Source organism: Xanthomonas arboricola pv. juglandis, assembly GCF_001013475.1.
Classification (GTDB): Bacteria; Pseudomonadota; Gammaproteobacteria; order Xanthomonadales; family Xanthomonadaceae; genus Xanthomonas; species Xanthomonas arboricola.
In genome coordinates, this window is the sequence record NZ_JZEF01000002.1 from 511,998 (window position 1) to 533,710 (window position 21,713).

Genomic DNA, 21,713 nt, shown 5'->3' on the forward strand with positions numbered 1-21,713 from the left:
GGGGCCGACGCGGAACGCGGCGTGTGCCCCGCCGATCCGTTGCCGAACCGGCGGCCGCTCAGCTGCCGCGATAGGTGGAATATCCGTACGGCGAGAGCAGCAGCGGCACGTGGTAATGGCCGTCGTCGGCGATGCCGAACGCGATCGGCACCTGTTCCAGGAAGGGCGGGTCGGGCAGTGCGGTGCCGGCCGCACGCCAATAGCCGGCCACCTCGAATTCCAGCCGGTAGCGGCCGGGTTGCAACGTGAGTGCGGCCAGTTCGGGGCAGCGCCCGTCCTGGTTGGTGACCCCGTCGAAGTGCAGCGTGGCGCCGGCGAACAGGCGCAAGGCGATGCCGGCGGCGGGGCGGCCGGTGGCCGTATCCAGCACGTGGGTGGAGAGCGTGCTCATGCCACCGCCTGGGTCGGTTGCGGCCATTGGCCGACGAACTCGGGCTGGTCGTAAGCCAGATAGCTGTCGACGATGGCCTGGCGGTCGTCCAGGAACAGCTGGTCGGCCACCGCGCGGGCCAGCCGCGGCAGCGCGACCTTGAGCCCGGACAGCGCCGCCGCCGACGGGCCGTGGTTGATCAGCGCCGAATAGTTGAATGCGAACAAGCCGTGCAGCAGCGCGGCATCGTCGGGCGTGCGCGGCAGCAGTTCGAAGCCCGGGCCCAGGTAGGGGTGCGCATCCAGCACCGGATTGGCTTGGCCCGGAGGCGGCTGGTAGCGGTCGCCCCAGCAGGCGATGCGCCCGGACAGCGCGGCCAGTTCCGGGCGCAGTTGCGGGTCGGTGACCAGGCCGGTGGCAACGGCCAGAAAATCGAAGCGGTGCTCGCCCTGCGGCGTGCGCACCACCACCTCGCCATCGCGCTCGGCCACCTCCAGCCATGGCGCGCCCAGGTGCAGCGCGAAGCCGGCATGCGCGCAGGCGCGCTGGAAGGTGTCGTTGGTCGGCGGCTGGTTGTGTGCGAAGAAGCTGGCCATCATCCGGTACTTGTCCGCATCCGGCAGCGTCAGAAAGCGCGGAATGATGCCGGCCTGTTCCATGTGGCGGAATGGATTGATGCGCGGCAATGCGCTGCGGCGCACGAACACCTCGGCACTGGCGACGCCTTGATCCAGCGCGAAACAGGCGTTGTCGAACGCGGAGGCGCCACCGCCCAGGATGCCCACGCGCTTGCCGGCCAGCGCGGTGAAGTCGATGTGGCCGGAGGTATGCGCGTAGCGCTGTGCGGGCAGGGCGCGGCTGATCCAGTCCGGCACCATCCACTGGCCGCCGCCCTGGATACCGGTGGCCAGGATCAGCTTGCGCGTCAGCAGCGGCGCGCCCATCGCCAGATGCAGGCGGTGGATGCCTGGCGCCACGTCCGGCTCCACCCGCGCCAGCCGCGTGGCATTGCGCACCGGCAGGCGCAGCACCGCGCGGTACCAGCGCAGGTAGTCCATCCAGCTGCCGCGCGGGATCTTGTCCAGCGCGTCCCAGCCGGCGCCGCCGTGTTGTGCTTCCCACCAGGCGCGGAAGGTCAGCGACGGCACGCCCAGGTCGATCGAGGTGATCTGCTTGGGCGTGCGCAAGGTCTGCATGCGCGCGTAGGTCACCCACGGGCCTTCCTGCCCGGCTGGGTTCTCATCGATGACCAGCAGGTTGTGCACGCGCTCGCGCTGCAGTGCGAAAGCCGCGCCCAGGCCGCTCTGGCCGGCGCCGACGATGACCACGTCGTACACGTGCCCGGCCGGATGCACGCGCGGCTGTACCCAGGCATCGCCGCCGTGGGCCAGGCGTTGCAGGTCGTGGTGGAGCTCGCGTTCGAGTTGGGCCAGGCTCATGGCAGTGCCTCCAGGCGCAGTTGCACGATCTTGCCGATCTCGGCGAGGGCGGTGGACAGTTCTTCGCTGCGCGAGGCATCCAGCCGGCGTTCCAGCGCGGCGAGGATGCCGGCCTTGTCGTGCAGCCGTACGCAGATCACGAACGGAAATCCGAAGCGATGGCGATAGGCCTGATTGAGCGCGTGGAAGCGCTTGAATTCGGCTTCGCTGAGCCGGTCCAATCCGGCCGAGGCCTGCTCGGCGGCCGACGCGGCGGTGAGCGTGCGGTCGATCGCCGCCTTGCCCGCCAGCTCCGGATGCGCGCGGATCAACGCAACCTGGTCTTCCTGCGACGCGTCGAACACCACCTGCATCAGCCCGCGGTACACATCGGCGAACGGGCGCCGCCGCGCAGCGCGTTCGACCACCCACGGCGAATGCTCGAACAGCTCGCGATAGCGCGCCACGAAGGCGGCATCGTCCAGCACACTGTCGTCGATCACGCTCATGCATGCGTCCCCTGCAGCGAGACATGCGCGGCCACCACTTTCCAGCCGTCGGCAAAACGCACCCAGCTCTGGCTCTGGCGCCCGCGCGCGCTGCTGCCGTCGCGGATGAATTCTGCGTGCGTGGTGGCGAAGTCGTGGCCGAAGCCATGCACCTGCACATGCACAAGCCGGCGTTGCGGCGAGCCGCCGCGGCCGATGCGGAAGGCGCGGATCGCCTCGATGCCGTACAGCACCTCGCCCACGCCGTAGCGCACCGTGCCGGGTGCCGGGTGGAACAGCGCATCCATTGCGGCGATGTCGTCGTCCATCAGGGCCTGTTCGTAGGCATGGAAGGCGGCGGTCACTTGCGCGATCACCTCGGGCAGGTCGATGTCGGCGGTGTCGATGCTCATGCGGGATGGACCTGCAGCCAATGCCGCGCAATATCGATGCGGCGCGCAATCCAGGCATCGCCGCTGGCCAGCACATGATCGACGAAACGTGCCAGGGCCGCCGCGCGCGCCGGCTTGCCGACGATGCGCCCATGCAGGCCGACCGACAGCATGCGCCCGCCTTCGCTGCGCAGTTGCTCGAAGCCATCGCGCAGATAGCGGAAGAACGGCTCACCATCGGCAAAGCCGTTGTAGGCGACGAATTTCATGTCGTTGGCGTCCAGTGTGTACGGCACGATCAACTGCGCACGGCCGTGCCGGTGGTCGTAGTACGGCACATCGTCGGCGTAGCTGTCGGCGTCGTAGACAAAGCCGCCTTCCTCGGCGACCAGCCGCGCGGTGTTGGGGCTGGTGCGGCCCTGGTACCAGCCCAGTGGGCGGCTGCCGGCGGCGCGGGTGTGCACGGCGATGGCTTCGGCGATATGCGCACGCTCGGTGGCTTCATCCACATGCTGGTAATCGATCCAGCGCAGGCCGTGGCTGGCGATCTCCCAGTCGGCGGCCTGCATCGCGGCGACCGCTTCGGGATTGGAGGCCAGCGCGTGCGCCACGCCGAATACGGTCACCGGCACATTGCGCGCAGTGAACAACCGATGCAGCCGCCAGAAGCCGGCACGGCTGCCGTATTCGTACAGGCTCTCCATCGCCATGGCACGCGCACCGGGCTGCGCTTGCGTGCCGACCATCTCCGACAGGAAGGCTTCCGAGCCGGCATCGCCGTTGAGCACGCAGTTTTCCGCGCCCTCTTCGTAATTGATGACGAACTGCACCGCGATGCGCGCGCCACCGGGCCACTGCGCTGCAGGCGGGGTGGCGCCATAGCCGACCAGGTCGCGCGCCGTGTTCATGCCTGCGGCTCCGCGTGCCAGGCCGCCAGTGCGGCTTCCACCGCCAGCCCTGGTGTGCAGGCGTAGCCTTCGGCGCGCAGCACCGCTTCCAGTGCGGCCAGGGTGATCAGCACCTTGTGTTTCATCGCGTTGTAGCCCATCGCGCCGATGCGCCAGATCCTGCCCTGCAGCGGCCCGAACGCGGTGCCGATCTCGATCTCGAAATCCTCGCGCATGCGCCGGCGCACCGCATCGCTGTCGATGCCGTGCGGAATCACCACGCCGGTGACATTGGTCATGCGGTGCGCATCATCGCCGAACACCTCCAGCCCCAGCGCGCGGATGCCGGCACTCACCGCACGCCCGGCGGCAGCGTGGCGGGCGAAGCGGGCGTCCAGGCCTTCCTGCAGCGCCACGCGTGCGCATTCGCGCGCGCCGTACAACATGGTGGTGGCTTCGGTGTGGTGGTTGAGGCGTTTGTCCGACCAGTAATCCATGATCATCGCCAGATCGAAATAATTCGAGGCGATGCGCGGCCCGCTGCCGTTGACGATGTCCTCGCGTACGATGCCGCGCTCGACATGGCGACGCGCGAAGATCGCCTCGGCCGCCGCGTCGGAGACGGTGATCGGCGCCGAGCCGGACGGCCCGCCCAGGCATTTCTGCAGGCCGCCGGTGACCACGTCCACGTCCCAGCGATCGCTGGCGATGGGCATGCCGCCGATGGTGGCGGTGGCATCCACGTAACTCAGCGCGCCGGCCGCGCGGCACAGCGCGCCGAGGCCATCCAGCGGCTGGGCCATGGTGGTGGAGGTGTCGCCGTGCACGGTAGCGACCAATTTGGGTGCCACGCGTTCGATCGCCTCGGCGATTGCAGCAAGCGGCACCACTTCGCCCCAGGGCGCATCCACGGTGTGCACATCGGCACCGAGCCGGCCCAGGATCTCGGTAAGCAGCAGGCCGAAGCGGCCGAAGTTGATCACCAGCACGCGGTCGCCCGGGCTGACCAGCGACACCAGCGCCGCTTCGATGCCGGCGCGCGCGGTGCCGTCGACCAGAAACGTCCAGCGATTCTCGGTACCGAACAGCGGCCGGTACAGCGCCATCACCTCGTTCATGTAGGTGGTCATTTCCGGATCGAACTGGCCGAGCAGATCGGCGGCCATCGCACGCAGCACGCGCGGATGCGCATTGACCGGGCCCGGGCCCATCAACAGCCGTTGCGGGGGATCGAGCTCGCCGAAGGTGTGCAGGTGACGCAGATCAGGTGACAAGAGGATCTCCCAGGTGTTCGATGAAGTGGCGCATGACCGCCAGTGCGAGTTCGGCATCGGCCGGGGCCACGTGTTCGTCCGGATGATGGCTGATGCCGCCGGCGCAGCGCACGAACAGCATCGCGGTGGGGCAGAGCGCGGCCATCACCATCGCATCGTGGCCGGCGCCGGACACCAACTGGCGCGGCGCGACGCCTTGTGCGGCGACTGCGTGTTGCAGACGGGTCATCAATGCCGGTGCGCAGGGGCTGGCGGCCAGCGTCTGCAACGGGTCGATGGCGATGGCGATGTTGCGGGTTTTGCTGATACGGGCCAGGGCGCGTTCGATCTCCAACACTGCCGCATCGCGCGTTGCATCGTCGCCGGCGCGCACGTCCAGCGTGCAGTCCACCCGGCCGGGCACCACGTTGGTGGCACCGGGTGCGACCTGCAGCTTGCCGACCGTGGCGACCAGGTCGTCGCTGCCGGCGCGTGCAATCCCTTCGATGGCCAGCAAGGCCTCGGCAGCGGCGCTCAATGCATCGCGACGCAAGGCCATGGTGGTGGTGCCGGCGTGGCCGGCGCGGCCGTCGAAGCGCAGGGCAAAGCGCCGCTGCGCGGCGATCGCGGTGACGATGCCGAGCGGCAGGCCTTCGGCTTCCAGCACCGGGCCTTGTTCGATGTGGGTTTCCAGATAGGCCAGCAGGCTGCCGGGCGCACGTGCGGCGTGTTGTATGTGCGCGATGTCCAGGCCCCACTCGGCCAACGCGCTGGCCACGTCGGTGCCGGCCGCGTCGGTGACCGCCAGCGTGGCGGGGTCGAGCGTGCCGGCGACTGCGCGGCTGCAGAACATCGAGGCAGGAAAGCGCGACCCTTCCTCGTCGCCGAAGGCGATCACCTCGATCGCGAACGGCAGGCGCCGGCCCTGGGCATGCAGCGCGGCGACGCATTCGATGCCGAGCAGGATGCCGAGCGGGCCGTCATAACGCCCGGCATCGCGCACGCTGTCCAGGTGGCTGCCGATCAGCAGCGCCGGTGCGTCGGCATGCGCGCCTTCGTAACGCCCGATCAGGTTGGCCGCTGCGTCCAGACGCACCTGCATGCCGGCCTGGCGCATCCATTCGCCCACCTGTGCGACGGCGGCGCGATGCGCTGGGCTGAGCCAGGCGCGGAACAGCCCGCCGGGTGTGTCGCTGTAGGGCGGAACACCCAGGGCGTCGCAGCGGTCGACCGCGCGCGCGCCCGAGCTTTGGACGGGTGAGCTGCGTTGCGCGCTCAGCATGGGGTGCCGTGCAGGGGTGTTGTTTTAACGCAGCTGCCAGGACCGCGATGCGACAGGGACTGATGCATGGAGCCTCCGCAGGCGGTGTGGAAAGGGGGGCGGATATCGCCGACGTTGATCGCCTCGCAGCAATGGCATCAGGTGCTTGCGCGGCAAGCGGCGGCCGTCGAATCGACTATACGAACCGCCCCCGTCACCCCAAAGCAGTTTTTTTAGGGCTGGGCGTTGCAAAAAATGCGACGGGCGGCTTGTGGCCCGTTTTGTTCCTTCTCCCGCCGGGAGCAGGTTCCAGCAGGGCGGATGCGGGTGCGGCAGCATCAAGGTAGCTGAGCAGCCGTACCCTCACCCCAGCCCCTCTCCCGCAGGAGAGGGGCTTTGGAATTCCTTTTCCACCGGCTGCTACAGTCATGCGGATTCCATGAAAGAGATTCACCAATGGCGCGCGACAACTTCAAGGACCTGCTGGCGCTGATCGCCATCGTTCGCGAGGGCAGCTTTACCCGCGCCGCCGCCAAGCTGGGCGTTTCGCAGTCGGCGCTGAGTCATACCATTCGCGGGCTGGAAGCGACGCTGGGTCTGCGCCTGCTGACCCGCACCACACGCAGCGTGGCGCCCACCGAAGCCGGCGAGCGGCTGATCCAGACGGTGGCGCCGCGCTTTGCCGAAATCGAAGAGGCGCTGTCTGCGCTCGGCGAAATGCGCGACACACCCGCAGGCACCGTGCGCATCACCGCCACCGACTACGCTGCGCGCGCGATCCTGTGGCCCAAGCTGTCCAGGCTGCTGCGCGACTACCCAGAGATCAAGGTCGAGATCGTGGTCGACAACGGCCTGACCGACATCGTCGCCGACCGTTACGACCTGGGCGTACGGCTGGGCGACCAAGTCGAAAAGGACATGATCGCCGCGCGTATCGCGCCGGACATGCGCATGGCCATCGTCGCCGCGCCGTCCTATTTCGCGCGTCGGCCCATCCCCAAGACGCCGCAGGATCTCACCGCGCACAGCTGCATCAACCTGCGCATGAAGACCGCCGGTGGCATCTACGCCTGGGAGCTGGAAAAGGACGGCCGCGAAGTCATCGTGCGCGTGGATGGCCAGCTGACCTTCAACGGCACCTACGAAGCGCTGGACGCGGCGGTGGATGGCTTCGGCATCGCGTTCGTGCAGGAGGACCTGGCGCGCCCGCATATCAAGGCCGGACGGCTGCGCTGGGTGATGAAGGACTGGTCGCCGACCTGGCCGGGCTTGCACGCGTTCTATCCCAGCCGTCGCCATTCCTCGTCCGCCTTCAACCTCGTCGTGGATGCGCTGCGTTACAAGGGTTGAGGGTCCGCGCCAGGGAGAGGCGCTCGACGCAGGCAAGTGGTTGATGAGCGGGCTTCATAAGCCCGTGCGCATCCACCATCTTTATCGCTGCCCACTGCCTGCGTAAGCTGCAGCACATCCAGACACGCGCACGCCCGAGCCGCAGCATCCGTTGCTGCATTGCGCCCGTCGTGCGTCGCTGCGGTGGCAGGTCGATGCAGTGCATCGCTGCCTGCGGCGCATCCCTTCCGAACACCAGGTTCGCTATCGAGCGCGGCGTCAGCGCGCTTGCGTCGTGGCGTTCGTCTCGCATCCCACTTCGCACAAAGGCCCCACATGCAAGCCAGTTCGCTCGCTACCGATCCATCCTCGCGCGCCGCAGCCGTCGCAACCCGCCAGACCTGGAGCGCGGTCGGCTCGATGTCGCTCTGCGTTGCGCTGCTGATCGCCTCCGAGTTCATGCCGGTCAGCCTGCTCACGCCGATCGCCGCCGATCTGCACGCCAGTGCCGGCATGGCCGGCCAGGCGATCTCGATCTCCGGCCTGTTCGCGGTGGTCGCCAGCCTGCTGATCGCACCGCTGTCGTCGCGCTTCAACCGGCGCCATGTGTTGATCGCCCTGACCGGGGTGATGCTGTTGTCGCTGCTGTTGATCGCCAATGCGCACAGCTTCGGCATGTTGATGGTGGCGCGCGCGTTGCTCGGCATCACCATCGGCGGCTTCTGGGCATTGTCCACTGCCACGGTGATGCGCATCATGCCCGAGCATGCGGTGCCCAAGGCCTTGGGCATCATATTTATCGGTAACGCAGTCGCTGCTGCATTCGCCGCGCCATTGGGCAGCTATCTGGGCGCCACCATCGGCTGGCGCGGGGTGTTCTGGGGCATGTTGCCGTTGGTGGCGCTGACCATCCTCTGGCAATGGCGCAGCCTGCCATCGATGCCTGCGCAAGGCACAACTTCGCTGGGTGGCATCGTCACCTTGTTGAAGCGTCGCTATGTGGCACGCGCCATGCTCGCGGTGATGCTCGGATTTGCCGGTGCGTTTTCTGCGTTCACCTACTTCCGCCCGTTTCTGGAAACCGTTGCGCAGGTCGATGTGTCGCAACTGTCGTTGCTGCTGCTCGGCCTGGGCCTGGCCGGATTCGTCGGTACCTATGCCGCCACCGCGTTGGTGCCGAAGCGCTTGTTCACCCTGCTCAGCGTGCTGCCGGTCGCGCTGGGTGTGGCGACCATCAGCATGCTGCTGGCCGGTCACTTGGTGTGGGCCGTGGCCGTGGCGATGATTGCCTGGGGCACGCTCAACTCGGCGATGCCGGTGGCCTGGTCCACCTGGTTGAGCCGCTGCGTCAAGGACGCACCGGAAAGCGGCGGCGGCCTGATGGTTGCCGCAATCCAGCTCTCCATCATGCTGGGCGGGGCCGCAGGCGGCGTGCTGCTGGATCATGTGTCGATCGGTGCCACCTTTGTCGGTGCCAGCGTGTTGCTGCTGGCCGCGTCACTGGTTGCAGGGCGTGGCGATCGTTTACAGCCGTGAGGGATGGTGATGAAAATCCAGATCCTGGCGCAGGGCATCCACACAGTAGTCGACAAACGTGCGTACCTTGGATGAGCTGCGACGGCCTTCCACGTAGACCACGTGCACCGGCTCCGGTGCGATTTCGAACGTGTCGAGGATGCAGGTGAGCTTGCCGCTCTGAAGGTGTTCGCGTATCTGGTAAGCCGGCACCTGCGTTAGTCCCCAACCCTGTACTGCGGCGGTGATGGCGGCATTGAACGAGGTCACGCTCAGCCGCGAGGCGACATCGACCAGATGCTCGCACCCATCGATGCGGAACGGCCACTTGGGTGGGTGCTCGGACGGTGCGGTGGAGATGGTGGCGTGCTGCGGCAGATCGTCCGGCTGCTGCGGAGTACCGTGTGCTGCCAGATAGCCGGGCGAGGCGCAGACCATGCGACGCACGCTGCCGACCGGGATCGCGGTCAGCGATGAGTCCGGCAGGGCGCCAATGCGCACGGCGACATCGATGCCTTCGTCCAGTAGCGGCAGCACGCGGTCGACCAGGATGGCGCGCGCAGTCATCGACGGATATTCGCTGAGAAAGCGCGTCACCACCGGGGTGACATGCAATGCGCCGAACATCTGCGGCGCCGTCACCGTCAGCAAGCCGCTGGGAAGTGCGTGCAAGCCGGCCGCCCTGTTTTCGACATCCTCCAAATCGGCAAGCAGGCGCCGGCAGTCGATGGCGTACTGCTGCCCGGCCACGGTAAGCCGCATCTTGCGCGTGCTGCGCATGACCAGCAGCACGCCCAGGCGGCTTTCCAGCTGCGCGACGGTGCGGGTGACCGTTGCGGTGGAAATGCCAAGACGCCGCGCAACGCCGGCAAAGTTTGCCTGCCCTGCCAATGCGGCAAACAGCGTCATTTCCTGAATGCGGTCCACGTGCGTCTCAGAGATGGATGTGCCAGCAGCCTAACAGCCTGCCGATGCACCTCGCGCGACACACCACGACTTGGCGATCGCACGCGGTTGCGCACCTGCGCGCAGCATTGCAGCAACGGCAATGGTGAATTGACCTCCCTGGTGGTTCCCGGCATCTGCCTGCGCACCTAGCATGGCCGCCACTTCGTCGATCCGGGATTTCCATGAAGCATTCCGATGCGCCCAGCGCGGACAACATCGCTCACGCCAGCACAGATATCGGTCGTCGCAACCTGCTGCGGGCGTCGTGCATAGGCACCGCATTCGCACTGAGCGCCGGTGCGCTCGACGCCGCCGACCTTTCCAGCACCACGATTGCACTCAAAGAGGACACCATGCCGAACGATGAAGCATTCCGCGTCAGCTTCCACACGCAACAGGTCGGCGATATCGAGGTGTTCTATCGCCAGGCCGGGCGCAAGGATGCGCCGGTGCTGTTGCTGCTGCACGGCTTCCCCAGTGCCAGCCATATGTTCCGCGATCTGATGCCGCTGCTGGCAAGCCAGTACCGCCTGATCGCGCCTGATCTGCCCGGCTTCGGCAACACCAAGGCGCCACCGCGCGGGCAGTTCGACTACACGTTCGACAATCTGTACAAAGTCATCGAAGGCTTCACCGAGGCATTGGGACTGGCCAGCTACAGCGTGTACGTGTTCGATTACGGCGCGCCGGTGGGCTTTCGCCTGGCTGCGGCAAACCCGCACAAGGTGAGCGCCATCATCAGCCAGAACGGCAACGCCTATCTGGAGGGTTTCAGCGACCAGTGGGGCCCGTGGCAGGCGTACTGGCGTGAGCCGACTGCAGCCAACCGCGACGCCTGCCGTGACTCGCTGTCGCCGCAGACCATTCGCGACTGGCAGTACGCGACCGGTGCCGACCCGAGCAGGCTGTCGCCCGATGGCTACACCCTGGATATCGCGTACATGGCCCGCCCGGGCGCCGAAGAGATCCAGCTGGATATGATTCTCGACTACCGCAGCAATGTGGCGGCCTATCCCAGCTTCCACGCGTATTTCCGCACCCATCAGCCGCCACTGCTGGCGGTATGGGGCAGGCACGATCCCGCCTTCATCCCGCCGGGTGCGCAGGCCTATCGCAAGGATCTGCCGAACGCCGAAGTGCATCTGCTGGATGCCGGACACTTCGCGCTGGAGACGCATGCGGTCGAGATTGCACAGTACATCCGCGATTTTCTGGGACGCGCGCTTGGCATGTCTTCGTAATCGCATGGCACGCGCCGGGAGCTGCAGCGTGTGACGCCGCCAACGCTCAGACCTGTCCTCACCGATGGTGCAGCTGGCCGACTCGGCAGTTGCTTTGTCGCGCGCTCGGCATGTGTCCTGTCACCCGGAGTGATCACCGACGTCACAGCTGAAGTGGCTTGATGCCAGTCGAGGTTGCTTTCGCGCCTCTCACTCGACCCCACCGCCGCTCGATATCCGGGGTGAATGACAGGCGCGCGTGGCCGGCGCAAGCAGGGTGATCGGTCGGTTGTGTGTGCGCATGGGCAAGCCTGCTGCAGCTGTAGGTCTCCCGCACCGATCGGGCCTGCGCATAGGGTGCAGCGTTGTTTCATCGTTCATTACTAAAGTTTTAGCGACGCTTGCCGCTGTATCAATGGGGCATCCCGACCCTTGCAGAATGAAGTCAGTCGATGGTCATGAAAAGTTTTAGCGACGCTTGCCGCTGTATCAATGGGGCATCCCGACCCTTGCAGAATGAAGTCAGTCGATGGTCATGATGCGACCATGGGTGCGAATCTCTCGGCTCGGCTTCTTACTTGGCGCGGTGGTGCTGTCGATGTCGCCAAGTCTTGCCGCCGGGGAGCAAGCTGCGGCAGCGCCTGCGCGCGGCGATGTGCTGGTTCGGGTGATGGCGCTCGATGTCACGGTGGCGCACATCGACTCGACGATCCCCTCCATCGGCGGCAAGGTCAATACGCCCGACAAGCTCGTTCCAGGTGCAGACCTGAGCTATTTCATAACCGACCACTGGGCAGTGGAAGGACAAGGCGGGCCGTTCGTCCGCGTCTACCGGGTGAGGCAGTCGCTTATCGGCGATTTCGACGTAGGCCGCATCCATACGAGAGCCGTCTCGCTGGTGCTCCAGTATCACTTGCGCCCGTCTGCCAAGCTCAAGCCCTATCTGGGGTTGGGCCTCAACTACGCTTGGTCAGGCGATGTCGAACCCGCAGCAGGCATCCCGGATTTCAAGGTTTCAGACATCACCAGCGGCATCGCCAGTCTGGGGGTGGATTACCGCGTGACTGATCGCTGGTTTCTCAGTGGCAGTGTGCGCTACCTGCTCAGCCCCACTTATCAATTCCGCGGGCACGGTTTCAACGCCACCGTCAAACTCGACACCTTGGTGGTCGGGGCCGGAATCGGATACCGGTTTTGACGCATGAACTGGGTTCGGACACTGAAGCGAGTATTGCGCCTGGCGTGTCACCCGCGTTTCGAAGAGTAAGGCGATCGTTCATGCTCGACATCAAAACCCTCTATTTCAGCAGCGCGCTGGGCCGTGCCGCCTTTCTGGTGATCTTCCTTGTCACCTTGCTGGGCCAGCCCAGAGCACGTTATTTGCACCATTGGACTGCGGCGTTGCTGGCTTCCACCCTGGCCTCGCTGATCATTATCAACTATCACGCCAGCGTGGTGCTCCCGCCCTTGCCGGCGTTGATCATCTACACACTGTTCCTTTTGAGTCTGGTCGGGTCCTGGAGCGGCGTGCGCCTGTTTTACGGGCGAGCACTGCCTGTGCTCCTGCTTATCCTACTGACCTCGGTGCCGGCGATAGCCTACGTCGTGGCCCTTGCCGTGGGTGTCCCCAACCGGTTTGCGCTGCCTATCATCTTCCTCAGTGCTGCCTTCTCGGCGGGCATGGTGCTGGTTGAGATCGTCAACGCGCCTGACCGCCGATTGATCTCTCAGTACGTGGTCGGGTTTGGGTTCGCCTGCTACTTCCTCGTGCTGCTCTTGCCGGCGTTGCTGATCCCCTTCGGCCTGATTCCGGCCGACGTCAGCCACAGCGGGCAGGTGCCGATGATCTTTGATCAAGTCAGCAGCATCCTGGTCTATTTTGGTTACATCGCCATGGCGGGTGAGCGCGCCAACCTCGGTTTCCAGCGCCTGGCCGAGAGCGATCCGCTGACCGATCTGTCCAACCGGCGCGGCGGCCGTCAGCTGTTGGAACAACTGCACCTGCGGTTGTCCCAGGGTGCGTCATGCAGCGTGGTGATCGGTGATATCGACCATTTCAAGGACATCAACGACACGCTGGGGCACGATGCCGGCGACACCGTGCTGATTGCACTGGCAGAGCGGCTCAAGAGCAGCCTGCGCAACCGCGACAGGGCGGTGCGCTGGGGCGGGGAAGAGTTTTTGATCGTTCTACCCGACACCGGCATCGATGAAGCTGAACTATTCGCCGAGCGCCTGCGCGTGCTGATCGAGAGCGTTCCATTCGATGTCGATCAGCAGCAACTCACCGTCACCCTGAGCCTGGGTGCGGCCGAAATGGTGCCGGCCGACCCGAGCTTCGAGTCGGTCATCCTGCGTGCGGACCAGGCGCTCTATCGCGCCAAGCACGAGGGACGCAACCGGGTCTGCCGGTTTTGACACGTCTCGCACTCGATGGGGGGATTGGCACCTGATGCATGCTGTGAGATGAGAGCACCTCACAGCGCATCGGCCGGTACCGGCTTGTTACTCCGATGAAAGCAAGCCAAGGGTGAAGCCGGACACGGCATTGACCTTGCCGCGCCAGAGCACGCCACGGTTGCTGGGCAGGGGCTGGCCGCCGGGCGAGAAGCAACGCGAGTCGATCAGGTGAATGAACTGCGGCGGCCGGCTGCTTTGCGCATCTTCCTCGGTGTCGTAGATGCTGGCGTGGCTGGCAAACGCACGACGGATGTCCTCTTTTTCCTCGGCATCGCCGGGGTAGGCGGCAGAGAATTCCTGCGCAAACGCCTCGAAGTACTGCTTGCCGCTGACCAGCTGGCCGGACACGATGATGCCCTCGACAAACAGCGTGATGCCGAACTGCACGTTTGAGCTGTTGACGGTTGCGACCAGCTTCTGCAGATACCAGTCCAGGCTCTGGCCGTCGAACGCCAGCTTGACGTCTTCCAGGCTGGGTTGGTTGTCTTCTTGCTCTGTCATGTGGCTCTCCTTGGTGGAAGGGTTGATGCGTCTGTCGAAATAAGCGCGGCGAAGTAGCTACCCATCGCCATGCATGCCCAAGAAAGCAGGTACGTCCTGTCCAGTGATCGGCGTGGTTGAGTCCGCCATCGTCGCCTTGGAGAGCATGCCCAGAGTCTATGACATGTTCACCTTGTCGGCTTGCGACTGGCTGGAGTCTCGGTCCTAAGTGCTAGCCGGTGCTGGAGTGCAAGCGGACGCTATGAGCTGATCGCTTGATTGGTTGCCAGCGATGTCCGTCCGTCACCACGCAGGCGCAGCAAGCATCACCACGCCCCAACCATCACCACCCAGCCACCGCACCATCGGATCGCGGATCGCTTGCCCCGCTGATCACGCCATCCACCTCGCGCACCAGCGCGCCTGCGTGTCCCATCACCGAGCTGTAGGCGGGCAACAAGTCCACCGCATGCCCGGCATCGCGCAGTGCCTGCACCAGCGCCGGATCGAAGCGGTCTTCCAGCTTGAGTGACGTGCTCTCTTCGCCCCAGGTGCGTCCCAATAACCAGCGTGGTGCGGTGATGGCCTGTTGCAGCGGCACGCCGAAACGCGCGTAGCGGGAGAAGATCGCCGCCTGGGTCTGTGGTTGGCCTTCGCCACCCATGGTGCCGTAGGCCATGACGCGGCCGTCGTCGAAGGTGGCCAGCGCCGGGTTGAGGGTGTGGAAGGGTTTACGGCCCGGGGCGAGTGCGTTCCAGCCGTCGGGGGCGAGGCGGAAACTGCAGCCGCGGTTTTGCCAGGTGATGCCGGTGCGCGGCAGCACCAGGCCGGAGCCGAATTCGAAATAGGTGGACTGGATGCAGCTGACCGCGCGGCCGTGCGCGTCGATGGCGCCGAGCCAGACGGTGTCGCCGGCCTGCGAGGGCTGCGGCCAGCGCAGTGCGCTGTGCATGTCGATGCGTGCGGCGAGCGCATCCAGTGCGGCACTGTCATCGAGCAGCGCCTGTGCGTCCAGCGTCATCCAGTCGGGGTCGCCGAGGTGTGCGTCGCGGATCAGGAAGGCCTGTTTGCTGGCTTCGATCAGGCCGTGGAGGTGCGCATAGCTGTCGGGCTGTTCGACCTGCAGGCGATCGAACAGGGCAAGGATCAGCAGCGAGGCCAGGCCTTGCGTGGGCGGTGCGTGGTTGTAGAGGCGCGCACCACGAATGGCGACCGAGAGCGGTACGCTGGCGTCGGCACGGTGGCTAGCAAGATCGTGCGCGCGTAGCGGGCTGCCGAGCGCCTGCAGGTCGGCGGCGATATCGTCGGCCAGTGCGCCGCGATAGAAACTGTCCAGGCCCTGGTCGGCCAGCCGTTGCAGGGTGTGTGCGAGCTGCGTTTGATGCAGCAGTGCGCCTTCGTGCAGCGGCGTGCCGCGTGGTTCGAAGATGTCCGCGTAGGCACCGGGTTGCACGCGCAGTTCGGCACCCTTGCTGGTGGCGATGTGCGCGCCGCCCAACGTCACCGGCACGCCGGCGCTGGCGTGGTGGATGGCGTCCTGCAACAAGCGCTGCAGCGACAGGCTGCCGCCTGCGTGCTGCAGCGCGAGCGCCCAGCCGGAGACGGTGCCGGCGACGGTATTGGCCGCGCCCGGGCCGCGCCACGGAATGCTGCTGTGGCCGCGATAGAACTCCAGTGTTGCAGCCTGTGCGGCACGGCCGCAGGCGTCGATGGCGTGCACGCGGCCGTCGGGGTCGTGGATCAGCCAGAAGCCGTCGCCACCGATACCGGTCATGTGCGGGTAGACCACGGCCAGGCAGGCGGCGGTGGCGACGGCGGCTTCAATGGCATTGCCGCCGTCGCGCAGCACATCGCGCCCGGCCTGTGCGGCCAGATGATGCGGGGCCACGACCATGCCGCGGCGTGCGCGCAAGGTGTGCAGCATCAGCGCGTCTCCGCCGGTGGGCTGAAGGCCAGCAGTCCGTCGCGTTCGAGTTGCGCGGCTAGCGCGAACAGGCGGTCTTCGCGGCCGGGTGCGGCAATCAGCTGCACGCCCAACGGCAGGCGACCGGGGCGCGGCAACGGCGCGGCCAGCACCGGGCAGGCGGCCAGGCCGAGCGGCTGGGTGAAGATCCCCAGGTTGGCGCGTGCGGACACCGGTAGGCCGTCGATCTGGATGGTGTCCTGGTCGATGCGCGGTGCCACGCAGGGTGTGGCCGGCGCGATCAACACATCCACCTCGTCCCAGAGCCGTTGCATGGCGGCGCCGAACCACTGCGCGAAGCGGTGCGCATCGGCCACCGCGCTGGCGGGCAGCTGCAGGCCGGCGAGCAGGCGGTCGCGGGTGGCCGGGTCGAACCGCTCGGCCTGCGTGCTCAGGCCGGCGCGATGGCGGTGGCCGCCCTCGGCGGCGGTGAGCACGAAGGCGGCGGCGCGGGCGCGTTCTGCTTCGGGTAATTCGATGAGGGTGCTGCTGTTGCAGGCGGTGAGCAATGCGCTAAGGCCGGCATCCAGTTCGGGATCGAGATTGCGCTGGAACCAGCCGCCCAGCCGGGCGATGCGCAAACTGCCGGCATTGCACGAAGCCAGCGGCTGACCGAGCATGACTTCATGGACGCGGCGCAGGTCGGCGATGGAGCTGGCGAACGGGCCGACCACATCCAGCGCATCGACGAAGCCGAACACGCCATCCAGCGGCAACGCGCCGTGCGTGGGGCGCAGGCCATACACGCCGCATAGCGCGGCCGGGACGCGGATGGAGCCGTTGGTGTCCGAGCCCAGCGCGAACGGCACCAGCCCGGCGGCCACCGCGGCGGCCGAGCCGCCCGACGAGCCACCGGCCAGATGACGGTGATCGTGCGGGTTGGCGGTGGTGCCGTAGTGCGCGTTGACGGTGGCGAAGCCGTAGGCGAATTCGTCCATGTTGGCGGTGCCGACCAGCACCGCGCCGGCGTCGCTCAGCCGTTGCACCACGGCCGCATCGCGGCTGGCGGGCGCGCACTGCGCGCGCATGACGGCGCCAGCGGTGGTGACCTGGCCAGCGACGTCGAACAGATCCTTGACCACGAACGGCACGCCGGCCAACGCACCGCCGTCGCTGCCGCCGGCCAGCGCGGCCTGCACGCGCGCGGCATCGGCGGCGGCGCGTGCGGGCAGCAGGCGGGTGATCGCGCGCAGGCTGTCGTTGGCCTGGTTGATGCGCGTGAGCGTCTGCGTGGCAAGGCGTGCAGCCAGGCTGGGCTGGCTGCGCGTGGTGCTGACGATGGAGGCGATCAGCCCGCGCGGCGTGGTGGTGTCCGGTGCGGCGGGGCGCGGCGCGTTGAAGCTGGCGAGCAGCTGCGCGTGGCCACGCAGGACCTCGGTATTGCGATCGATGCCGGCCTGCCACTGCGCTGGGAGTTGCATGGGGTCACCTGGTTGGAAGCGGGGATTCGCTCGTTGGGAGTCGGGATTGGGATGCCGCGGCCTCATCCGCGCCTCGGGCAGCTTCTCCCGAGGGGACAAGGGGGAGCGGCAGGCCGACTGCTGGTGGTTGCTGCGCGGTGAGATGGTCTACCAGCAGCTGTTCGAACGCTTCGATATCCACCGCGTGCACCACGGTCTGCGCCTGCTCGCCCAGGCCCGGTTGATAACCGGGTGCCCACGACAGGATGTCGCCGTAGCCGGCATCGAAGGCGGTGTTGGTATCGACGTAGAGCCTCTCGGTCCGTGTCGCCAGTTCGGGCCGCAGCCATACCGCGGTGGCCAGCTCGTCCCACATCGGAAAGCCCGGTTCGCGGCGGCGCAAGGCATGGCCGATGCGGGTATCGGCCGCGCTCATGCGCGCGAGCAGGTCGGGCGTGAGTTCGGTCGCGGTCGATGGATCCACCGGCACCATGGTGATCTTGCGCCAGGGGGCGCGCATGACGATGCTGGCCGCTTCCGGATCCCAGCGGATATTGAATTCGCGGCGTGGCGAGTTGACGAACTCGCGTGCGAACTGCTGCGCGCTGATGCTGTTGCGTTGCTGGCGCGGGTTGAGGCTGCCGCCCATGTAGACCAGCTCGCGCGCCAGCGTGGCGAAGGCCGGATCCAGCGATTGCGCAAGCGCCAGATTGGTCAACGGGCCGGTGGCAATGATGCTCACCTCGCCCGGATACTGGCGCACCATGCGCAGCATGAACAACGCGGCCGGCTCGTCGGACGCGCGCACCACGCTGGGATTGCCCAACGGCAGGTCGGGCACCACGTCGTGCGCGTGATAACGCGGCGCGCTTTGCACGGTGTCGCCATCCACCCAATGCCTGGTCCAGGCACCTTTCCAGACCAGCTTGCCGTAGAGCGCTTCCCAACGCTCGGTGGCCAGTTCGCTGTTGAGCAGCGGATGCACCGGGCCGGGCAGCACGGGGATGTCGGGGTGACCGGCCAATTCCAGCAGACGGCAGCTATGCGCCAGCACTTCGTCGCGCCAGATGTTGCCGCTGACGGCGCTGATGCCCAGCACCTCGACCTCGGGCGACTGCAACAGCAGCAGCTGCGCGGGTGTGAAGCCGTCGATGTCGTCTTCGAGAATGACGCGGCGTCTGGATGTGGTGGCGTGCGGGTCGGTCATTGCGTTTTTGTCGTGGAAGGTTGAAGGCATTGCAGCGGCGATGGATCGAGGGCGTTTGTAGGAGCGTGCCTGCGCGCGACGGGGCGTTACCGGTAAAGCCCGTTCGCGCTCTGGCGCGCTCCTACATTCAACAACGTGCGCTCGTACTGGGCCAGGTCGGTTTCCAGCTGCCATTGCAGCCGGGCCTTCTCGCTGCCCTGGCGGAATGCGCGACAGGCAGCATCATCGGTTTCGCGCTGCAACGCAGTGGCGCAGGCCTGCGCAGCGTTACCGTCGGCATCCCACAGGCTGGTGCCCGGCAGGAAGCTATAGGTGAGACCGTTGCGGGCGAGCTGTTTGAGCGTCGGGTAATCGATGCCCTGTTCCTGCATCGCGCGTTGATATTCGTGAGTCATGTCCGCGCGGGAGACGCCGGCATCGTCGGTGGACAGCACCACCGGCACGCCGGCGCGCAGATACATCGCCAGCGGATGTGCCGCGCCTTTGACGCCGAGGATCACATCGTTGCTGGTGAGGTTGATCTCCACCGCAACCTGCTGGCGGCGCATGCGCTGCAGCAGGCCGTCGGCGTCGTCTTCATAAGGCAGGTCCACGCCATGACCGATGCGGCGCGCACCGGCGTCCACCGCCTGGCGGATATGCGAGCGCAGTTGCGCCGGCGGCACCAGGCCCAGAGCCAGCTCGCCGGCGTGCAGGGACAGCGGCACGTCGGGGTAGCGCGCGGCAAAGAAGCGGAACATCGCCATGTGCCGCGCGTAATCGGCCAGCGCCACCGGGTTGTCTTCGGGCGCGACGATGTTCAACGCCACCGCGCGGCTGCCGCCGGCGGCGATCAGCGCATGCGCCAGCGCCATCTGCCCGAACACCATCGGCTGCGGCAACACGCGCAGCACGTAAGGCACGTAGCGGTAGGTGACCTGGCAGCCGGGACGTGCATCGGACTGGTCGCAGTGCAGCACGCGGCGCACCTGGGCATCGGTGTCGGCAAGCGCGCGTTGTGCGTCCTGTACCAGCGGCGGCAAGGAATCCTGCAAGGCGCGCAGGTTGGCTGCGTCGTCGTCGCCCTTCCAGGGCAAGGACTGCATCTGTCTGGCCGCCTCATCCATCTGCGGTGGGTTGGCGATGATTTCCACATAGGGCACGCGGTCGCGTGCGGCCTGTTCCAACACTGCGGCCACGGTGTCGGCAACGCGCGCGCGCACCACCGCGTCGAACTTGCCGAAGGTGCCGAAGAACTGATTGTGTCCGGTGGGTTGCGACGGGCTGGGCAGGAACTTGCGCATCGACAAGGCATCCACCACCCGTCCATACAGCGCGGCATTGCGTGTTGCCAGGCCGCGTGCCGGCTCCTGGCCGTTGCCACACGGCGGCGCGCGCAGGCTCAGGTCGTCCAGCTGCACGCAGGCGCCATCCTCGCTGGCCCACTGCAGGTAGTCCTCGGCATACACCGAACCGGACAGATGGTTATGCAGGTCGCCGCCCTTGGGCATCGCCTGCAGCCAGGCACGCAGCTGCGCAGGCTGATCGGCGGCGGTGCGCAGCAGCTGCGCCACCTGCTGCTCGCGTTGCTGTGCAGGGGTGGCTTGGCTGCGTGCCGGTGCGGCGGTGGGCAACAGCAGGCATAACGCCACAATCAGACTGCGATGAACGATGGACATGCGATGGAAAGCTCGAAAAGAACGGCAATGGCGCAATCACGCCGGTAGATGCGAAGCATGCCCTGCATGCGTGGTGCACGGCCAGCACTGGAGTGGTTTTTTGCTGGTGCTGAAGCTCGTATTGGTGGGCGGACGCCTGGGTGAGGTTGCAAGGCTCCTTGGTGCTACATGAGGCACCGCGCCACCATCAATGCCTGCGGATCGACAAGCGCTGCTTCGTCGCTTGCGAATCTCCCGCAGCGTCCTGCACATCGGCATGCCGGGCCTACTGCTGCACACCAGCGCAGCGCAGACAGGCGCGCTGCAGCGACCAGGCCGTTTCCGGCAGCGGGCACGCGATGTACGGGTGATGTGCTGCGGCTGCGTGCAGGTCATGACGATCGGCAGCACAACGCATCGTCATCTGCAGTGCCTAGCGATCGCATCGGCAGGACCATCGGCATGGTTGAATAGCCGCACTCGCAGCAGCGCTGCACAGGCATCTGCCGCGCACAGGCCGCCTCAAAGATCCAGCACCAGCCGCGACGAGCGGCTACGCGAACAGCACAGCGTGATCTGCCGGTTCTGCGCGCGTTCGCTGTCGCTGAGCACACTGTCGCGGTGATCGGGGGTGCCGGCCAGGACGCCGGTCAGGCAGGCGCCGCACATGCCCTGCTCGCAGGACAGCGGTACCTCGATGCCGGCGTCCAGCAGGGCGCTGGCGATGCTGCAGTCGGCCGGCACCTGCACCACGCGGCCGCTGGCGGCCAGCTCCACTTCGAAGGCGCTGTCGGCATCGTGGGCGATGCCGGGCTCGGCGGCGGCGAAGTGTTCGCGGTGCAGCTGCTCCGCCGTCCAGCCGTGCGCCCTGGCAAGCAGCGTGAAGTGGTCCATGAAGGCGGCCGGCCCGCACAGGTACAGCTGGTCGCGCGCACGCGCCTGGCCCAATTCTTCGGGCACATGCACGCGCGGGCTTTCGCCGCCATCGCTCAGATGCACCTGCACCTGGCCATGCGCGAAGCCCTGCTGCAGCCGCTGCCCGAACGCCACGTCGGCGTGCCGGCGGGCGTAATAGTGCAGCACGAAGGGTTCGCCGCGCGCTTCCAGCGCTTCGGCCATCGACAGCAGCGGGGTGATGCCGATGCCGGCGGCCAGCAGCACGTGGCGCTCGCCCGGATGCAGCGGAAACAGGTTGCGTGGTGTGGAGATGCGCAGGCGGTCGCCGGTGCTCAGCTGCTCGCACAGATGCCGCGAGCCGCCGCGCGAGGCGTCGGCCAGCTTCACGCACAGCAGGTAGTGGTCGCGCACATGCGGCGCGCTGGCGATCGAGTACTGGCGGATCATGCCGTCGGGCAGATGCAGGTCCACATGCGCGCCGGCCTCGAAGGCCGGCAATTCCGCGCCGACCGGCTCCAGCCGGATCGCGCGCTGGCGATGGCCCTGGTCGAAGACCTCGGCAACGCGGACCTCGTGCAACTGCATGGC

Annotated in this window: 19 protein-coding genes; 5 read left to right on the top strand and 14 right to left on the bottom strand. The window is 66.8% G+C overall.

The genetic code is table 11. The features are described 5' to 3' along the window. Positions 1 to 58: 58 nt before the first annotated feature. Genes uraH through XARJCFBP2528_RS07635 form a run of 7 tightly spaced genes read right to left on the bottom strand, consistent with a single transcriptional unit; the run spans position 59 to position 6,090 of the window. Entirely contained in the window at positions 59 to 418 is a 360-nt protein-coding gene (gene uraH, locus XARJCFBP2528_RS07605) for a hydroxyisourate hydrolase (protein WP_016901422.1), read from the bottom strand. Beyond that, the gene (gene hpyO, locus XARJCFBP2528_RS07610) at positions 388 to 1,809 is read right to left on the bottom strand and encodes an FAD-dependent urate hydroxylase HpyO (protein ID WP_016901423.1); all 1,422 of its coding nucleotides are present in this window, start codon (positions 1,807 to 1,809) and stop codon (positions 388 to 390) included. The genes uraH and hpyO overlap by 31 nt, the downstream gene beginning before the upstream one ends. Further along, positions 1,806 to 2,297, bottom strand: a complete 492-nt coding sequence (gene uraD, locus XARJCFBP2528_RS07615) for a 2-oxo-4-hydroxy-4-carboxy-5-ureidoimidazoline decarboxylase (protein WP_016901424.1) — start codon at positions 2,295 to 2,297, stop codon at positions 1,806 to 1,808. The genes hpyO and uraD overlap by 4 nt, the downstream gene beginning before the upstream one ends. Then, positions 2,294 to 2,689: an oxalurate catabolism protein HpxZ gene (gene hpxZ, locus XARJCFBP2528_RS07620; RefSeq protein WP_016901425.1), complete on the bottom strand. Its 396-nt coding sequence runs from the start codon at positions 2,687 to 2,689 to the stop codon at positions 2,294 to 2,296. The genes uraD and hpxZ overlap by 4 nt, the downstream gene beginning before the upstream one ends. Next, positions 2,686 to 3,576, bottom strand: a complete 891-nt coding sequence (gene puuE / locus XARJCFBP2528_RS07625) for an allantoinase PuuE (protein ID WP_016901426.1) — start codon at positions 3,574 to 3,576, stop codon at positions 2,686 to 2,688. The genes hpxZ and puuE overlap by 4 nt, the downstream gene beginning before the upstream one ends. After that, positions 3,573 to 4,829 (bottom strand): pyridoxal-phosphate-dependent aminotransferase family protein, encoded by a 1,257-nt coding sequence (locus XARJCFBP2528_RS07630; protein WP_016901427.1) that lies wholly within the window; start codon positions 4,827 to 4,829, stop codon positions 3,573 to 3,575. Before XARJCFBP2528_RS07630 ends, puuE begins: the two co-directional genes overlap by 4 nt. Further along, positions 4,819 to 6,090 carry an allantoate amidohydrolase gene (locus XARJCFBP2528_RS07635; RefSeq protein WP_016901428.1) on the bottom strand — a complete coding sequence of 424 codons (1,272 nt, stop codon included), beginning with the start codon at positions 6,088 to 6,090 and terminating at the stop codon, positions 4,819 to 4,821. Before XARJCFBP2528_RS07635 ends, XARJCFBP2528_RS07630 begins: the two co-directional genes overlap by 11 nt. A gap of 435 nt (positions 6,091 to 6,525) precedes the next feature. On the opposite strand from XARJCFBP2528_RS07635, the gene XARJCFBP2528_RS07640 reads away from it, so the two are divergent. Then, positions 6,526 to 7,419: a LysR family transcriptional regulator gene (locus XARJCFBP2528_RS07640; RefSeq protein ID WP_024939822.1), complete on the top strand. Its 894-nt coding sequence runs from the start codon at positions 6,526 to 6,528 to the stop codon at positions 7,417 to 7,419. A 315-nt stretch (positions 7,420 to 7,734) separates the two neighbouring features. After that, positions 7,735 to 8,934 (top strand): MFS transporter, encoded by a 1,200-nt coding sequence (locus XARJCFBP2528_RS07645; RefSeq protein ID WP_016901430.1) that lies wholly within the window; start codon positions 7,735 to 7,737, stop codon positions 8,932 to 8,934. Here the strand turns inward: XARJCFBP2528_RS07645 and XARJCFBP2528_RS07650 are convergent. Next, a complete protein-coding gene (locus tag XARJCFBP2528_RS07650; protein ID WP_016901431.1) occupies positions 8,923 to 9,822 on the bottom strand; it encodes a LysR family transcriptional regulator in 900 nt (299 codons plus the stop codon). The genes XARJCFBP2528_RS07645 and XARJCFBP2528_RS07650 overlap by 12 nt on opposite strands. A 392-nt stretch (positions 9,823 to 10,214) precedes the next feature. Here XARJCFBP2528_RS07650 and XARJCFBP2528_RS07655 point away from each other — a divergent pair, with 392 nt between their 5' ends. From XARJCFBP2528_RS07655 to XARJCFBP2528_RS07665, 3 genes are all read left to right on the top strand, one after another. After that, positions 10,215 to 11,102, top strand: a complete 888-nt coding sequence (locus XARJCFBP2528_RS07655) for an alpha/beta fold hydrolase (RefSeq protein WP_026064093.1) — start codon at positions 10,215 to 10,217, stop codon at positions 11,100 to 11,102. 508 nt (positions 11,103 to 11,610) lie between these two features. After that, entirely contained in the window at positions 11,611 to 12,279 is a 669-nt protein-coding gene (locus XARJCFBP2528_RS21625) for an OmpW/AlkL family protein (protein WP_016901433.1), read from the top strand. Positions 12,280 to 12,359: 80 nt separating this feature from the next. Then, the gene (locus XARJCFBP2528_RS07665; protein WP_016901434.1) at positions 12,360 to 13,499 is read left to right on the top strand and encodes a GGDEF domain-containing protein; all 1,140 of its coding nucleotides are present in this window, start codon (positions 12,360 to 12,362) and stop codon (positions 13,497 to 13,499) included. 87 nt (positions 13,500 to 13,586) lie between these two features. Here the strand turns inward: XARJCFBP2528_RS07665 and gvpU are convergent, their stop codons facing one another. From gvpU to XARJCFBP2528_RS07695, 6 genes are all read right to left on the bottom strand, one after another. Beyond that, positions 13,587 to 14,042 (bottom strand): gas vesicle accessory protein GvpU, encoded by a 456-nt coding sequence (gene gvpU, locus XARJCFBP2528_RS07670; protein WP_016901435.1) that lies wholly within the window; start codon positions 14,040 to 14,042, stop codon positions 13,587 to 13,589. A 322-nt stretch (positions 14,043 to 14,364) separates the two neighbouring features. Continuing rightward, positions 14,365 to 15,945, bottom strand: coding sequence for a gamma-glutamyltransferase family protein (locus XARJCFBP2528_RS07675; RefSeq protein ID WP_016901437.1), 1,581 nt, complete (start codon positions 15,943 to 15,945; stop codon positions 14,365 to 14,367). Then, positions 15,945 to 17,405 carry an AtzE family amidohydrolase gene (locus XARJCFBP2528_RS07680; protein WP_016901438.1) on the bottom strand — a complete coding sequence of 487 codons (1,461 nt, stop codon included), beginning with the start codon at positions 17,403 to 17,405 and terminating at the stop codon, positions 15,945 to 15,947. The genes XARJCFBP2528_RS07675 and XARJCFBP2528_RS07680 overlap by 1 nt, the downstream gene beginning before the upstream one ends. A gap of 4 nt (positions 17,406 to 17,409) precedes the next feature. Further along, positions 17,410 to 18,591 (bottom strand): nucleoside hydrolase, encoded by a 1,182-nt coding sequence (locus tag XARJCFBP2528_RS07685; RefSeq protein WP_016901439.1) that lies wholly within the window; start codon positions 18,589 to 18,591, stop codon positions 17,410 to 17,412. An 86-nt stretch (positions 18,592 to 18,677) separates the two neighbouring features. Then, positions 18,678 to 20,249: an adenosine deaminase family protein gene (locus tag XARJCFBP2528_RS07690; protein WP_016901440.1), complete on the bottom strand. Its 1,572-nt coding sequence runs from the start codon at positions 20,247 to 20,249 to the stop codon at positions 18,678 to 18,680. Between the two features lie 501 nt (positions 20,250 to 20,750). Continuing rightward, entirely contained in the window at positions 20,751 to 21,710 is a 960-nt protein-coding gene (locus XARJCFBP2528_RS07695) for a PDR/VanB family oxidoreductase (RefSeq protein WP_016901442.1), read from the bottom strand. Positions 21,711 to 21,713 lie beyond the last annotated feature (3 nt).